This is a genomic window from Pantoea sp. Mb-10 (genome assembly GCF_021272205.1).
In the GTDB taxonomy this organism is placed as follows: Bacteria; Pseudomonadota; Gammaproteobacteria; order Enterobacterales; family Enterobacteriaceae; genus Pantoea.
The window spans coordinates 323,632-339,034 of sequence record NZ_JAJSDX010000001.1 but is presented as its reverse complement, the minus strand read 5'-3'; the positions used below and the strand labels follow the sequence as shown (position 1 = coordinate 339,034).

General features: G+C 59.6%; 16 protein-coding genes and 1 riboswitch. Of the genes, 12 read left to right on the top strand and 4 right to left on the bottom strand.

The window, feature by feature from the left end; all coding sequences use genetic code 11:
• Positions 1-77: 77 nt before the first annotated feature.
• Positions 78-1,073 (top strand): 6-phosphogluconolactonase, encoded by a 996-nt coding sequence (gene pgl, locus LU196_RS01575; RefSeq protein ID WP_232757984.1) that lies wholly within the window; start codon positions 78-80, stop codon positions 1,071-1,073.
• A 33-nt stretch (positions 1,074-1,106) separates the two neighbouring features.
• On the opposite strand, the gene LU196_RS01570 is transcribed toward pgl, so the two are convergent.
• Entirely contained in the window at positions 1,107-1,583 is a 477-nt protein-coding gene (locus LU196_RS01570) for a kinase inhibitor (protein WP_232757983.1), read from the bottom strand.
• A gap of 69 nt (positions 1,584-1,652) precedes the next feature.
• Positions 1,653-2,945 carry an adenosylmethionine--8-amino-7-oxononanoate transaminase gene (gene bioA / locus LU196_RS01565; RefSeq protein WP_232757982.1) on the bottom strand — a complete coding sequence of 431 codons (1,293 nt, stop codon included), beginning with the start codon at positions 2,943-2,945 and terminating at the stop codon, positions 1,653-1,655.
• 86 nt (positions 2,946-3,031) lie between these two features.
• Between bioA and bioB the strand changes: the two genes are divergently transcribed.
• The 4 genes from bioB to bioD are packed head-to-tail and all read left to right on the top strand — an operon-like array spanning position 3,032 to position 6,622.
• Positions 3,032-4,063, top strand: coding sequence for a biotin synthase BioB (gene bioB, locus LU196_RS01560; protein WP_232757981.1), 1,032 nt, complete (start codon positions 3,032-3,034; stop codon positions 4,061-4,063).
• Positions 4,064-5,215, top strand: a complete 1,152-nt coding sequence (bioF, locus tag LU196_RS01555) for an 8-amino-7-oxononanoate synthase (RefSeq protein WP_232757980.1) — start codon at positions 4,064-4,066, stop codon at positions 5,213-5,215.
• Positions 5,199-5,954: a malonyl-ACP O-methyltransferase BioC gene (bioC, locus tag LU196_RS01550; RefSeq protein WP_232757979.1), complete on the top strand. Its 756-nt coding sequence runs from the start codon at positions 5,199-5,201 to the stop codon at positions 5,952-5,954. The genes bioF and bioC overlap by 17 nt, the downstream gene beginning before the upstream one ends.
• Positions 5,951-6,622, top strand: a complete 672-nt coding sequence (gene bioD, locus LU196_RS01545) for a dethiobiotin synthase (RefSeq protein ID WP_232757978.1) — start codon at positions 5,951-5,953, stop codon at positions 6,620-6,622. The genes bioC and bioD overlap by 4 nt, the downstream gene beginning before the upstream one ends.
• A gap of 11 nt (positions 6,623-6,633) precedes the next feature.
• Here bioD and LU196_RS01540 read toward each other — a convergent pair whose 3' ends face one another.
• Positions 6,634-7,350: an ABC transporter ATP-binding protein gene (locus tag LU196_RS01540; RefSeq protein WP_232757977.1), complete on the bottom strand. Its 717-nt coding sequence runs from the start codon at positions 7,348-7,350 to the stop codon at positions 6,634-6,636.
• An 885-nt stretch (positions 7,351-8,235) separates the two neighbouring features.
• On the opposite strand from LU196_RS01540, the gene uvrB reads away from it, so the two are divergent.
• Positions 8,236-10,257: an excinuclease ABC subunit UvrB gene (gene uvrB, locus LU196_RS01535; RefSeq protein ID WP_232757976.1), complete on the top strand. Its 2,022-nt coding sequence runs from the start codon at positions 8,236-8,238 to the stop codon at positions 10,255-10,257.
• 55 nt (positions 10,258-10,312) lie between these two features.
• Here uvrB and yvcK read toward each other — a convergent pair whose 3' ends face one another.
• Complete coding sequence (yvcK, locus tag LU196_RS01530; protein ID WP_232757975.1) at positions 10,313-11,215, bottom strand: uridine diphosphate-N-acetylglucosamine-binding protein YvcK; 903 nt, start codon at positions 11,213-11,215, stop codon at positions 10,313-10,315.
• Positions 11,216-11,407: 192 nt separating this feature from the next.
• A riboswitch (molybdenum cofactor riboswitch) is annotated at positions 11,408-11,540 on the top strand.
• On the opposite strand from yvcK, the gene moaA reads away from it, so the two are divergent.
• The 6 genes from moaA (at position 11,531) to LU196_RS01500 (ending at position 15,391) form a co-directional block, all read left to right on the top strand.
• Entirely contained in the window at positions 11,531-12,517 is a 987-nt protein-coding gene (gene moaA / locus LU196_RS01525) for a GTP 3',8-cyclase MoaA (RefSeq protein ID WP_232757974.1), read from the top strand. It overlaps the preceding riboswitch by 10 nt.
• A gap of 17 nt (positions 12,518-12,534) precedes the next feature.
• Positions 12,535-13,050, top strand: coding sequence for a molybdenum cofactor biosynthesis protein B (gene moaB, locus LU196_RS01520; RefSeq protein ID WP_232757973.1), 516 nt, complete (start codon positions 12,535-12,537; stop codon positions 13,048-13,050).
• 2 nt (positions 13,051-13,052) lie between these two features.
• Entirely contained in the window at positions 13,053-13,538 is a 486-nt protein-coding gene (moaC, locus tag LU196_RS01515; RefSeq protein ID WP_232757972.1) for a cyclic pyranopterin monophosphate synthase MoaC, read from the top strand.
• Positions 13,531-13,776: a molybdopterin synthase sulfur carrier subunit gene (gene moaD, locus LU196_RS01510; RefSeq protein ID WP_232757971.1), complete on the top strand. Its 246-nt coding sequence runs from the start codon at positions 13,531-13,533 to the stop codon at positions 13,774-13,776. The genes moaC and moaD overlap by 8 nt, the downstream gene beginning before the upstream one ends.
• A 2-nt stretch (positions 13,777-13,778) precedes the next feature.
• Positions 13,779-14,231 (top strand): molybdopterin synthase catalytic subunit MoaE, encoded by a 453-nt coding sequence (gene moaE / locus LU196_RS01505; RefSeq protein ID WP_232757970.1) that lies wholly within the window; start codon positions 13,779-13,781, stop codon positions 14,229-14,231.
• A 68-nt stretch (positions 14,232-14,299) separates the two neighbouring features.
• Positions 14,300-15,391, top strand: a complete 1,092-nt coding sequence (locus LU196_RS01500) for a DUF1615 domain-containing protein (RefSeq protein ID WP_232757969.1) — start codon at positions 14,300-14,302, stop codon at positions 15,389-15,391.
• Positions 15,392-15,403 lie beyond the last annotated feature (12 nt).

The window sequence follows — 15,403 nt, the reverse complement described above, 5'->3', positions numbered from 1 at the left end:
GCACAAATGATTCCAGCGCGACGAAATGAAACGCGCTACAGTTACCCCTTTCAGCAGGCAGCGAACAAGGAGAACGCATGAAACAAATCGTCTATACCGCCAGTCCCGAAAGCCAACAGATTCACGCCTGGCAGATGCAGGAAGATGGCGCACTGACGTTATTACAGGTGACGGATGTTGCCGGTCAGGTACAGCCGATGGTGGTTAGCCCGAAAAAAGATTTTCTGTACGTGGGCGTGCGTCCCAATTTTCGCGTATTAGCCTATAAAATTGCCGCAGATGGATCGCTCACGCTAGCCGGAGAAGCGCCGCTGCCAGGCAGTCCAACGCATATTTCAACCGATCGTCACGGTAACTTTTTGTTCAGTGGCTCCTACGGCGATGCCTGTGTAAGCGTGAGCCCGATTAACCGTGACGGCCTGCCGCAGGCGCCGATTCAGGTAATTAATGGGTTGGACGGCTGCCACTCGGCCAATATCGACCTGGATAACCAGACGCTGTTTGTGCCCGCGCTTAAGCAAGATCGTATCTGCCTCTATCAACTTGGAGAGGATGGCCAGCTCACACCGCGCCCGCAGGCGCAGCTTGACGCTGATAAAGGCGCCGGTCCGCGCCACATGGCATTCCACCCCAACGGAAAATACGCCTATGTGGTTAATGAGTTAAACAGCACGGTAGACGTTTACGCGCTGAAAAACGCGAACGGCGCGGTGACGCGCGTGCAGAGCCTCGACATGATGCCACCGGAATTTTCGGGCACCCGCTGGGCGGCGGACATTCATCTTACGCCGGACGGTCGCCACCTGTACGCCTGCGATCGCACCAGCAGTACCCTCACGGTGTTCAGCGTCAGCGACGCGGGGGATGCGCTTCGCATTGAAGGCTTCCAGGCCACGGAGACCCAGCCGCGCGGGTTTAATATCGATAACAGCGGTCGCTATGTAGTGGCAGCAGGTCAAAAATCGCACCACATTGAAGTGTATAGCATTGGCGAACGGGGTCTGCTGCAGCCCCTGGCGCGCTACGCAGTGGGACAAGGGCCGATGTGGGTGGTGATTCACGCCCTGGCATAATGCAAAACAACGGCGCCCGCAGGCGCCGTTTTATCATGCGTAGGTAACGGTGAGAGAGGCGCTTGCCAGCACGTGGAAGTGCACATTGAAGCCCACCATCGCGCCGCTGGCACCGGCATCCACTTCAATGCTCTCCGCGTCCAGCGCATGGACCGTGAAGATATAGCGGTGCGACTCACCCTGCGGTGGTGCCGCGCCGCCGTAGCCGGTTTGACCAAAATCGGTGCGCGTCTGGATTGCGCCATCGGGCAATTCAGCAACGCCGGAACCCGCCCCCTGCGGCAGTACCGTGACCTCAGCTGGAATATTGGCGACGACCCAGTGCCACCAGCCGGAGCCGGTTGGCGCGTCCGGATCGAAGCAAGTTACCACAAAACTTTTGGTGCCAGCGGGTACGTCATCCCATGCCAGATGCGGTGACAGGTTATCGCCCTGATACCCCATGCCGTTGAATACGTGACGTTCCGGCATTTTGTCGCCGTCGTTAAAATCCTGGCTGAATATGCGCATCACTTCTCCTTTTTTGCGTTGTGCAGAGCCTTTCATCATGGTGGAAAAGCGCGACGACTTCCAGTGTGGTTAGGGCAGGAAATGTGCCTCAACGTCCAACGCATCACGCACCGCCTGGGTGAGTTGCAGCAGCTCAGCGGCAGATATCACATACGGTGGCATCAGATAAATCAGTTTGCCGAAGGGACGAATCCACACGCCGCGCGTCACAAAGAACTGCTGTAACTGCGCCATATTGACCAAATGGTGCGTCTCAATCACGCCAATCGCACCGAGCACGCGCGCCTCTGCCACGGCCGGGTGGTCGCGCAGCGGCAGCAGCGCAGCGCGCAGCTGCTGTTCGATCGCCGCCACCTGCGCAGGCCAATGCCCTTCATTAATCATGGCCAGGCTCTCTATTGCCACCGCACAGGCCAGCGGATTGCCCATAAAAGTGGGGCCGTGCATAAAACAGCCTGCGGCGCTGCGGCTAATGGTATCGGCCACCTCGCGCGTGGTCAGCGTGGCCGAAAGCGTCAGCGTGCCGCCGGTCAGCGCTTTACCAAGGCAGAGAATATCGGGGGCGATGTCCGCGTGATCGCAGGCGAAAAGCGTGCCGCTACGGCCAAATCCGGTGGCTATCTCATCGGCAATCAGCAGCAGGCCGTAGCGATCGCACAGCGCGCGCACCTGCTGCAGATAGCGCGGATGATAAAAACGCATGCCGCCCGCGCCCTGCACAATCGGTTCCAGAATCACGGCGGCAATGTCGCGGTGGTGACGCTCCGCCAGCCGGGCAAAATCCTCAAAATCCGCTGGCTGCCACGCGTCGTCAAAGCCGCACTGTGGCGCTTCGGCAAACAGGTGTTCAGGCAAATAACCGCGCCACAGCGCGTGCATGGAGTTGTGCGGGTCGCACACCGACATCGCCGCAAAGGTATCGCCGTGATAACCGCGCTTGAGCGTCAGGAAGGTCTGGCGCGTCTGCCCACGTCCCAGCCAATATTGCAGCGCCATTTTCATCGCCACTTCCACCGCGATCGAACCGGAATCGGCGAGGAACACGCACTCCAGCGCCTCAGGCGTCATGCTGATTAACTGACGGCTGAGCGCCACGGCCGCCGGATGGGTAATGCCGCCAAACATCACGTGCGACATCTGCGCCATTTGCTGCTGCAGCGCCTGATTCAGGCGCGGATGGTTATAGCCGTGGATCGCCGCCCACCACGAGGACATGCCGTCTACCAGCTTCCGGCCATCGGCCAGTTCCAGCTGACAACCCTGGGCGGCGACCACCGGGTAGCAGGGCAGCGGATCGCGCATGGAGGTGTAGGGATGCCAGATATGCTGGCGATCAAAGTGGAGGTCGTCCTGCGAAAACATGTGACTTGTAAACCATTTTCAAAAGATTTAGTTTACAAGTATACCCACGATCATTGTCGGGATGAACCCTTTTTCTGGAGTAAGCAATGGCAAACCGCTGGACGCTGGCCGATGCGCAGGCCCTGTTCGAAAAACCCTTCCTTGAACTGATGTTTGACGCACAGCAAGTGCATCGGCAACATTTTGATCCGCGCCAGGTGCAGGTCAGCACGCTGCTGTCGATCAAAACCGGCGCCTGTCCGGAAGACTGTAAATATTGCCCGCAGAGCGCGCGTTATAAAACCGGGCTGGAAGCCGAGCGGCTGATGGAAGTGGAGGCGGTGCTCGACGCCGCGCGGAAAGCCAAAGCGGCGGGCTCGAGCCGCTTTTGCATGGGCGCCGCGTGGAAAAACCCGCACCCGCGCGATATGCCTTATCTGACGCAAATGGTGCAGGGCGTCAAAGCACTGGGCATGGAAACCTGTATGACATTGGGCACGCTGGATAGCGATCAGGCGCGGCATTTGGCCGACGCGGGCCTCGATTTTTACAATCACAACCTCGATACCTCGCCGGAATTTTACGGCAACATCATCACGACCCGCAGCTATCAGGAGCGGCTGGACACGCTTGACAAGGTACGCGACGCCGGCATCAAAGTGTGCTCTGGCGGCATCGTGGGGCTCGGGGAGACGGTTCAGGATCGCGCCGGGCTGCTGGTGCAGCTGGCGAACCTACCGGTACCGCCGGAGAGCGTGCCTATCAATATGCTGGTAAAAGTCAAAGGCACGCCGCTGGCGGATAACGATGACGTCGATCCGTTCGATTTTATTCGCACTATCGCGGTCGCGCGTATCATGATGCCGACCTCCCACGTGCGCCTATCAGCCGGGCGCGAACAGATGAATGAGCAGACCCAGGCACTCTGTTTTATGGCAGGCGCAAACTCGATCTTCTACGGTTGCAAACTGCTCACGACGCCGAACCCGGAAGAGGACAAGGATGTGATCCTGTTCCGCAAACTCGGCCTCAATCCAGAACATACCGCCACGGCCGCCGGGGACAACGCGCAGCAGCAGCTGCTCACGGAACAGCTCATGCAGGCAGACAGCGCGCAGTTTTATAACGCGGCGGTGTAAATGGCATGGTCGCAACGCATTGAACGGGCGCTGCGCGCGCAGCGTGACAGCGCGCGCTGGCGGCAGCGCCGCACGGTGACGGACAACCGCGTGCGCACGCTGACGCTCGATGGCCAGCGCTACCGCCATTTTTCCAGCAACGATTATCTGGGATTGAGTCTGCATCCGGCGGTGATTGCCGCCTGGCAGCAGGGCGCGTCCAGCGTGGGCGTGGGAGCGGGTGCCTCCGGCCACGTGACCGGCTACAGCCGCACCCACGCGCAGCTGGAAGCGGCGCTGGCGGAATGGCTCGGCTATTCCCACGCGCTGCTGTTTATCTCCGGCTTCGCCGCCAATCAGGCGGTGATCCATCTGCTGGCAGAAAAGCAGGATCGCATCCTGGCGGATAAGCTGGCACACGCGTCGCTACTGGATGCCGCGCGCCACACGCCGGCAATGCTCCGGCGTTTTGCCCATAACCAGCCTGACAGTCTGGCCAGGCTGCTGGCTGCGCCCTGTGAGGGCGGTTCGCTGGTGGTCACGGAGGGCATCTTTAGCATGGATGGCGACAGTGCGCCGCTGCAGGCCATAGCGCAACACGCCCAACAGGCGGGCGGCTGGCTGCTGGTGGATGACGCCCACGGTATCGGCGTCACGGGCGAGCAGGGGCGCGGCAGCTGCTGGCAGCAGCAGGTCAAACCCGAACTGTTGATTGTCACCTTCGGCAAAGCCTTTGGCGTCAGCGGCGCGGCGCTGCTCTGTGATGCGCCGATGGCCGAGTATATGCTCCAGTTTTCCCGTCACTTGATTTACTCCACGGCGATGCCGCCCGCGCAGTGCTGCGCGCTGCGCGCTGCGCTTACGCAGATTCAGCACGGTGACGCGCTGCGGGCGCGGCTGCAGGAAAACATTGCGCGGTTTCGCGCGGGTGCCGCCGGTTTACCGTGGCAGCTAATGGCCTCCAGCAGTGCCATTCAGCCGCTGATCGTGGGCGAAAACGCGGCGGCGCTTGCCCTCTCGGCCAGGCTGGCGCAAGCGGGCTATTGGGTGAACGCGATACGCCCGCCGACGGTGCCGCCGGGCACTGCACGCCTGCGCATTACGCTCACGGCGGCACACCGTCCGGATGACATCGACGGGCTGCTGGAGGCGCTGTATGACGCTGCAGGTTAACAAACGGGCGGTGGCGCAGGCGTTTGGCCGCGCCGCCGGACACTACGAGCAGCACGCCACGCTGCAGCGCCTGAGCGGCGATGCGCTGGCCGCGCTGGCGCCCGCGGATTATGGCGAGCACCTGCTGGACGCGGGCTGCGGCACCGGCTGGTACAGCCGCTATTGGCGTCAGCGTGGCCATCACCTTACCGCGCTGGATCTCTCCGCCCAGATGCTGCACACCGCGCGCGAACGCCACTCTGCACAGCACTACCTGCAAGGGGATATCGATGCGCTACCGCTGGCCGCTGGCAGCATTGATGGCGTGTGGAGCAACCTGGCGGTGCAGTGGAGCAGTGACCTGGGCACGGCGCTGAGACAGTTCCAGCGGGTGCTACGACCCGGCGGGATAGCGCTATTCTCCACGCTGCTGGCGGGGTCGCTGCCGGAGCTGCATCTGGCTTGGGCGCAGCTGGATGCGCGCCGCCACGGCAACCGCTTTCTCAGTGACGCCCAGATAAAGGCCGCCAGCACCGGTTTACGGCTGCGGGTGCACCGTCAGTGCGTCACGCTGCATTTTCCCAGTGCCCTGAGCGCCATGCGGTCGCTGAAAGGCATCGGCGCCACCCATCTGCATGAAGGGCGCGGCACGGGATTACTGACCCGGTCTCGGCTGGCGCTGTTGGAAGCGCACTGGCCGCAGGACGCAGAGGGTTACCGTTTGAGTTATCACCTATTATATGGAGTGCTACGCACATGACACGCTGGTTTATTACCGGAACCGATACCGAAGTGGGCAAAACGGTGGCGAGCGGCGCGCTGCTGCAGGCGGCAAGCGATGCTGGCTGGCGCACTGCAGGCTATAAGCCGGTGGCTTCCGGCTGTGAGATGACGCCCCACGGCATGCGCAACGCCGATGCGCTGGCGCTGCAGCGCTACAGCAGCGTGCCGCTGCGCTATGAGCAGGTCAATCCGCTGGCGTTTGAAGAGCCGACATCGCCGCATATCGTGAGCGAGGAAGCGGGCAGACCGATCACCTTCGCGGCGCTGTCAGCCGGTTTGCGCACGCTGGAACAGCAGGCGGACTGGGTGCTGGTGGAAGGCGCTGGCGGATGGTTTACGCCGCTGTCGGCCACGCAAACCTATGCCGATTGGGTCAAGGCGGAGCAGTTGGACGTTATCCTGGTGGTGGGCGTCAAGTTGGGATGTATTAATCATGCCATGCTCACGGCGCTGGCGATCCAGGCCAGCGGTTTGCGGCTGGCAGGCTGGATCGCCAACGGCATTCAGCCACCCGGCACGCGCCATCAGGCCTACCTCGACACGTTGCGCGCGCGGCTGGATGCCCCCATGCTGGGAGAAATTCCCCATTTACCGGATAGCGCGCAGCACGCGCACTGCGGACAGTATCTGACGCTGCCGCGCTAGCCGGTCCGGCGCTAGTTTACCGTCAGCCACTTGTTGACGGTAAGGTCATCAAGCTGCGCCACGCTGCCCTGCGCCACATTACGCCCGCGGTGCAGCAGCAGAAAATAGTCGGCGACGCGGCGGATCAGCGAGACGCGCTGCTCCAGCAGTAAAATCGTCAAGCCGTAATCCAGATTCAGCCTGCGAATCAGATTCCCCATCTCCTCTTCCAGCCACGGCGACATACCGTCGGTGGGTTCGTCAAGGATCAGCAGTTTGGGCTGCAATACCAGCGCCCGCGCCAGCGCCAACTGCTGCTGTTGATCCAGCGGCAGTTCGCCGCTGCGCAGGTGGCGCAGCGAGTAGAGCGCGGGAAAAAGATCAAACACCATTTCAGGAATGGCGCGGCTGCGGTCATCCTGCGCGGCCATCAGCGCGATCAGCAGATTGTCTTCAACGCTCATTTGCGAAAAAATGTGGCGTCCCTGCGGCACATAGCCAATGCCCATGCGTGCGCGCTGTTCAGCAGGCTGCAACAGCAAGTTCTCCGGCGGCGCGCCGTGCTCCTGCCAGGTCATCGACCCGCTATTGACCGGCAAACGCCCCATAATGCAATTCACCAGCGTGGTTTTCCCCATGCCAGGGCTACCCAACACGCCCGTGCAGGTGCCGGGCGGCAAATCGAGATCCACATCCCAGAGAATGTGGTTAGGACCATAAAATTGATTCACCGAACGTAAACTCAGCATCTGACACGCTCCTTCCAGATTGTTTGCCTGAATGCTTCCGCTCTGTGTCGTCTGGCATGCAGTCGTGCACGATTAAAAAAATGCCGCTGTCATCATGGGTGTGCCACCCTGAACTCAACCTTGCAATTCCCAGGCCAGGTCCATTAAAGCGGTATTCAGGGCGCAAACAGGCTGCGCGCATGCGGAAACGGTGAATTTTGCTTAATAATCCCAGCGGGTAATAAACCGGCTGCACTTTGACGGTGCTGACAGCTTAGCGTTTCTGGTGCATCTGTACGTTTAGAAGGCAGAAACCGGAAGAATGCCTGGCCTTACTTTGCCCATATCGGGTGTAGGCCGCGCGTTAACGCTTAAAAATGATAGTTAAAGCCGGGCAGAGTGAAGGAAAAATAATCGCAAAAAAAAATTTTTCCTGACGATTGGGAGGCGCGCCCAAATTTATACACAGCTGGTGGGATCGGGGCTGGATTCAGTTATCCACCATTCCTGTGGATAACCTTGTGTATTAGCGACTGAAAACCGAGCGCAAGCGAGGAAATACGCGGTTTGCATACATTATGCTGAGAATCTGGGCTTTAAAGGTATAATCAAAAAAATCAAAAGGTTAAACAAAAGCAACCCTAAGGAATTTCCGCTCTGTCATCAAAGTGCAATTTGATGACGCTCTATTGACAATTGTTAAAAACTTTCCTCGCTTGGGGATAACCAGCAGCGACAAGCAGTTAGCGTTTGCCGCATAAACTGGCCTGATGCAACGTGCGCTATTTTCGCGCTATCCTGCCCAGTATCTGTGATTATATCCAGTGTTTTTTTCTGGCAAATTTACCGTGGCAGAGTAGAATTACCAGCCTGCCCGTCGATTTCTTCAGCAGGAACTGCAAAACCATGAGTAAAGTTTTTAAACTCAATTCCGCCTTTAAACCTTCCGGCGACCAGCCAGAGGCGATTCGCCGACTTAAAGAAGGGCTGGAGGATGGGCTCGCGCACCAAACGCTGCTGGGGGTGACCGGTTCGGGTAAAACCTTTACCATCGCCAACGTCATCGCCGATCTCAACCGCCCAACCATGGTGCTGGCGCCCAATAAAACGCTGGCGGCGCAGCTTTATGGGGAGATGAAAGAGTTTTTCCCCGACAATGCGGTGGAATTTTTCGTTTCTTACTACGACTACTATCAACCAGAAGCTTACGTGCCCAGTTCCGATACCTTTATCGAAAAGGATGCGGCGGTGAATGAGCACATTGAGCAGATGCGTCTGTCGGCCACCAAAGCGATGCTGGAGCGCCGCGATGTGATCGTGGTGGCGTCGGTTTCCGCCATCTACGGCCTGGGCGACCCCGATCTATACCTTAAAATGATGCTGCACCTGACGCGCGGCATGCTGATCGATCAGCGCAGCATTTTGCGCCGTCTGGCGGAGTTGCAGTATGCCCGCAACGATCAGGCGTTTCAGCGCGGTACCTTCCGCGTGCGCGGCGAAGTCATTGATATCTTCCCGGCCGAATCTGACGATCTTGCGCTGCGCGTCGAGCTGTTTGACGAAGAAGTGGAGCGGCTCTCGCTGTTCGATCCGCTTACCGGGCAAATTGACTCCGTTGTGCCGCGCTTCACCATCTATCCCAAAACGCACTACGTTACGCCGCGCGAACGTATTCTGCAGGCTATGGAAGAGATTAAAGATGAACTGGGCGACCGCCGCAAAGTGCTGCTGGAAAACAACAAACTGTTAGAAGAGCAGCGCATTTCGCAGCGTACCCAGTTTGACCTTGAGATGATGAACGAGCTGGGTTACTGCTCGGGCATTGAAAACTATTCGCGCTACCTCTCTGGCCGTGGACCGGGCGAGCCGCCGCCGACGCTGTTTGATTACCTGCCCGCCGATGGCCTGCTGGTGGTAGATGAGTCACACGTGACCATTCCTCAAATTGGTGGCATGTACCGCGGCGACCGCGCCCGTAAAGAAACCCTGGTCGAGTACGGCTTCCGCCTGCCTTCCGCGCTGGACAACCGCCCGCTGCGTTTTGAGGAGTTCGAAGCGCTGGCGCCGCAAACCATTTATGTTTCTGCCACGCCGGGCAATTATGAGCTGGAGAAATCGGGCAGCGAAGTGATCGACCAAGTGGTACGTCCTACCGGTCTGCTGGACCCCATTCTTGAAGTGCGCCCGGTGGCTACGCAGGTGGACGATTTGCTGTCGGAGATCCGCAAGCGGGTGGAGGTCAACGAGCGCGTGCTGGTGACCACCTTGACCAAACGTATGGCGGAGGATCTCACCGAATACCTCGAAGAACACGGCGAGCGCGTGCGCTACCTGCACTCGGATATCGACACGGTTGAGCGTATGGAGATCATCCGCGATTTACGTCTTGGTGAATTTAACGTGCTGGTGGGCATTAACTTGCTGCGAGAAGGGCTGGATATGCCGGAAGTCTCGCTGGTGGCGATCCTCGACGCGGACAAAGAGGGCTTCTTGCGCTCCGAGCGCTCGCTGATCCAGACCATCGGACGCGCGGCGCGTAACGTTAACGGCCGTGCGATTCTCTATGCGGACAAAATCACGCCGTCCATGGCACGGGCAATGAGTGAGACCGAGCGCCGTCGTGAGAAGCAGCAGCGTTATAACGAAGAGCGCGGCATTGTGCCGCAAGGCCTCAACAAGAAGATCACTGACATCCTTGAGCTGGGCAAAAATGTGGTGAAAACGCGCGGCAAGGGCAAAACCGCCTCGCGCACCGCTGCCGAGAACGAGGCCGGTTATCTGGCGCTTACGCCGCAGGCGATGCAGAAGAAAATCCACGAGTTGGAAACGCAAATGCAGCAGCATGCGCAAAACCTGGAGTTCGAAGAAGCGGCCAGCGTGCGCGACCAGCTGCATCAACTGCGCGAACTGTTTATCGCGGCGTCATAGCGGCGATGGCATCGCGCGCGTCCGGCTGCGCCGACAACCGCTGCGGGCGCAGCGGTCAAAACGCCTGAATGGCATGCTCCAGCGCAGCGCGCAGCAGCTGGCGGTCGTGACGATACTTGATGTCGGCGGCCTCCAGCGGTTCCTGCACGATGACGCGCTGCGTCACTTCACGCATATCGGCGGCCGGGCTCACCACCACGGCGTCGATCACCCGTTTACCGATTGCTTTCTCCATCATCGCCAACTTATCAGCCACGGTCAGACCGGCGGCAGCTGGGCTCAGTTCGCGCCCGAGATTTCCGATGAACACCATGGTGGCGGGGGTGCGACGCAGCGCGCGCGCCATCTCTTCCATCAGTAATATCGGCATCAAGCTGGTATAAAAGCTGCCGGGACCGATCAAAATCAGGTCCGCCTCGGCCACCGCGTCCAGCGCTTCCCGCGTTGGCGAAACGGTGGGGTGGAGCATCAGCTCCTGCGGCGGCTGGTGCATTTCATCAATGGCGGTCTCGCCGTACACCATATTGCCCTCGCTGTCCTGTGCCACCAGATCCACCGGCTGCTCGGACATCGGAATCAAAAAAGCGTCGACCTTCAGCAGATTACGAATGATGTTAATCACCTCCAGCGGCCGCACGCTCAGGTGATCCAGTGCTTTCAGCATCAGATTACCGAGATTGTGGCCCGCTAATTCACCATTGCCGGTAAAGCGATACTCAAACATGGCAGACGCCACGCTCGGCTCGGTAATCAGCTGATTCAGGCAGTTGCGCATATCTCCCCAGGCAATGCCGCCTTCCGAACGGCGAATGCGTCCGGTGGAGCCGCCGTTGTCGGTGGTGGTAACGATACCGGTCAGGCGCGATCCCAGCGGCGCCAGTGCAGACATGACGCGGCCCAGGCCGTGTCCTCCGCCCAATGCCACAACGCGGTCTAAATCTGCCAGGGTGCGATTCATAGCTCTCCTTAACGTTGCGTGCGGTTTGTGACGCAGGGCACAACGGGTGGGTATCACGGTTTGTCGCGCATTTTAGCCTATCCGCGCGGGAAAAGGCGGTGAAAACACGTTATAAAACAGAATATATAGCGAAAATCTGCCGTGGATGCTTTGTCAGAATCACGCTACTCTTGGTGCTACCGCGTTGTCCTATTCGACAGCAAACTCCCAAGCCTTGTGTCCTAAGTCCGCGGATAAGGATGCCTGGCCGCAGCGTCAGCTGCCAGGGTGCAGAAAGAAATGCCTGCATCTCCCGTATTTGGAAAGGTGTTTAAGGTGCCACAATTTACAGATGCCTATGCGCGCAGCTTTTATTATCTGCGCCTGTCGGTCACGGACGTGTGTAACTTCCGGTGTACCTACTGCTTGCCCGATGGCTATAAACCCAACGGCAAACCCAACAAAAGTTTCCTCTCGCTGGACGAGATCCGCCGCATTACGCGCGCCTTTGCCGCGTCAGGCACCGAGAAAGTGCGCCTGACGGGCGGTGAGCCGTCCATGCGGCGTGACTTCACGGACATTATCGCCGCCGTGCGTGAAAACGCCGCGATCCGGCAGATTGCCATGACCACCAACGGCTACCGAATGGCGCGCGACGTTCGTGCCTGGCGCGATGCCGGACTGACCCAGATCAACGTCAGCGTGGACAGCCTGGATGCGCGGCAGTTTCACGCCATTACCGGCCAGAATAAGTTTGCCGAGGTCATGGCCGGGATTGATGCCGCGTTCGAGGCCGGTTTTGAGAAGGTCAAGGTCAACAGCGTCCTGATGCGCGACGTCAACAGTCAGCATCTGCGCACCTTCCTTGACTGGATTCGCCATCGTCCGATTCAGCTGCGCTTTATTGAACTGATGGAAACGGGCGAGGGCAGCGATCTGTTCCGCCGCCACCATATCTCCGGCGCCGAAATCCGCGATCAATTGATTATGCAGGGCTGGCAGCGTCAAGTGCGCAGCCGCAGTGACGGCCCCGCGCAGGTGTTCCGTCACCCCGATTATCAGGGCGAAATTGGCCTGATCATGCCCTATGAAAAGGATTTCTGCGCCAGCTGTAACCGACTACGCGTGTCGGCGACGGGCGATCTGCATCTGTGCCTGTTTGGCAGCGGCGGCGTGCCGCTGCGCGATCTGCTGGCGACGGACGATCAGCAGGCGGAACTGCAGGCGCGCATTGCGCATAGCCTCGGGCAGAAAAAACAGACGCACTTTTTGCACCAGGGCAACACCGGCATTACGCAAAATCTCTCTTTCATTGGCGGCTAAACACAGGAGTTACGGCCATGAGTCAATCCACCGGCGAATTTATCGCGCTGAACATTGCCGTGATGACGGTCTCTGACCGTCACGATGCCAGCACGGACACCTCGGGTGATTACCTGCGCGAAGCCGCAACAGAAACCGGTCATCACGTCGTGGATCACGTTATCGTGCCGGACAATCGCTACCGCATCCGCGCCACCGTGTCGCGCTGGATTGCCAGCGAGGATGTGCAGGTGGTGATCGTCAACGGCGGTACGGGCTTCAACGCCAAAAACAGTACGCCAGAGGCGCTGCTGCCGCTGTTTGACCGTGAAATTGACGGTTTTGGCGAGCTGTTCCGCATGGTCTCTTATGAAGATATTGGCAGCGCCACGCTGCAATCGCGCGCGGTCGCCGGCATGGCTAACCAGACGCTGATTTTTGCCGTGCCCGGCTCCACCAACGGCTGTCGCAGCGCCTGGGAGCGCATCATCAAAGAGCAGTTGGATGCGCGAACGCGTCCCTGTCATTTCGTTTCTCACCTGAAGAAGTTATAAGCATGTCCTCGTTAACCCATATCAATGCCGCAGGCGAAGCCCACATGGTGGATGTCTCCGGCAAAGCGGAAACGGTCCGCGAAGCGCAGGCGGAAGCCCTGGTTTTAATGAATGCGGAAACGCTGCAGATGATCCTGCGCGGCGATCACCACAAAGGCGATGTGTTTGCCACCGCGCGCATCGCCGGTATTCAGGCGGCCAAGCGCACGTGGGAACTGATTCCGCTCTGCCATCCGCTTATGCTGAGTAAAGTAGAAGTGACGCTGGAGGCAGAACCCGCACACAGCCGCGTACGCGTGACGTCGCGCTGCCGTCTGACCGGCAAAACCGGCGTGGAGATGGAAGCGCTGACGGCGGCCTCGGTGGCGGCGTTAACCATCTATGACATGTGCAAAGCGGTCCAGAAAGATATCGTGATCGACCAGCTACGTTTGCTGCACAAAAGCGGCGGTAAATCCGGCGATTTCCAGGCGGTGGCCCATGATTAATGTGCTGTTTTTCGCCCAAGTCCGCGAGCTGGTGGGCACGCCGTCTTTGACCGTTGAGCCCTCTTTCGCCGACGTAGCGGCGCTGCGCGCGACGCTGGCGGCGCGCAGCGACCGTTGGGCGCTGGCGCTGGAATCAGGCAAGCTGCTGGCGGCGGTGAATCAAACGCTGGTGCCCATGAGTCACCCGCTGCACGACGGTGACGAAGTGGCGTTTTTCCCGCCCGTGACCGGAGGATAACCATGCAGACGCACATTCGCGTGGGTTCGGCGCCGTTTGACGTGGGCGCGGAATATCACCGGCTGGCGGCACACGACAGCGACGGCGCGGTGGTGACGTTTACCGGTAAGGTACGCAACCACAACCTCGGCGACAGCGTTGCCGCGCTGACGCTGGAGCACTATCCCGGCATGACGGAAAAAGCGCTGGGCGAGATTGTCGACGAGGCTCGGCAGCGCTGGGCCTTGCAGCAAATCACGGTGATTCACCGCGTTGGCGCGCTGTTTCCCGGCGATGAAATTGTGTTTGTCGGCGTCAGCAGCGCCCACCGCGGCAGCGCCTTTGCCGCCTGTGAATTTATCATGGACTATCTGAAAACCCGCGCGCCGTTCTGGAAGCGAGAAGCCACCGCCGAAGGGGAACGCTGGGTAGACGCGCGCGACAGCGATCGGCAGGCCGCGCAGCGCTGGGATTAATCGTGCCGATGGCCGCATGCGTCTGAAAACGCTAAGGTAAGCGTTTTGCAGGCTTATCAGGGAACAAGATGAAGATCACCTCAATAAAGAGCGCGGCGCTATTGGCGGCGCTGGTGCTGGTTGGATGCAGCACGAAAAAAGAACCGCAGGCACCGGCTCGCCAGCCTGCCGATGTGAAAATGCAGATTCAGCAGCTTCTGCCACGCGATGTGACGCAGAAAAGCGCGTGGGCCGAAGATATCTATACCGCGCTGCGTGTGCAGCAGATTGACGCCAGCGTCAGCAACGTGTGCGCCATCATTGCCGTGACCGACCAGGAGTCTACTTTCAGCGCCGATGCGCCGGTGCCGGGGCTGCCTAAAATCGCCTGGGCTGAGATCGATCGGCGCGCGGCGCGCGTGCACGTGCCCGCCTTTTTGGTGCGCACAGCGCTGTTGATCAAATCCCCCACCGGCGAGAGCTACGCCGCGCGGCTGGACAAGGTGCGCAGCGAAAAAGCGCTCAGCGCCATTTTTGACGACTTCATCAACATGGTGCCGATGGGGCAGACGCTGTTTGGCAACCTCAACCCGATTCATACCGGTGGGCCGATGCAGGTCAGCATTGCGTTTGCCGAAGCGCATGCCAAAGGCTATCCCTATGGCATTGACGGTTCGATTCGTCGCGAGGTGTTTACCCGGCGCGGCGGTATTTACTTCGGCACGCTGCATTTGCTGGGCTATCCGGCTGACTATAGCCAACCGCTGTACCGCTTTGCGGATTTCAACGCCGGATGGTATGCCAGCCGTAACGCGGCGTTTCAGGCCGCCGTGTCGCGCGCCAGCGGTATCTCGCTGGCCCTGGACGGCGATCTGATTCAGTACGGCAGCGACGAAGCGGGCAGCACCGAGCGCGCGGTGCGCACCTTGAGCAAATCACTGGATATGAGCCCGCGCGAAATTCGCCGCGATTTGGAAAAGGGCGACAGCGCCAGCTTCAGCGACACCACGCTGTGGAAGCAAGTTTTTACCCTGGCAGATAAAATGGCCGGCAAGACGGTGCCGCGTGAGATGCTGCCGGGCATCAAACTGGAGAGCCCCAAAATCACCCGAAACCTCACCACCGCATGGTTTGCACAGCGGGTTAACAGCCGCTATCAGCAGTGCCTGTCGCGGCGTTGACGCGCGCAGGTC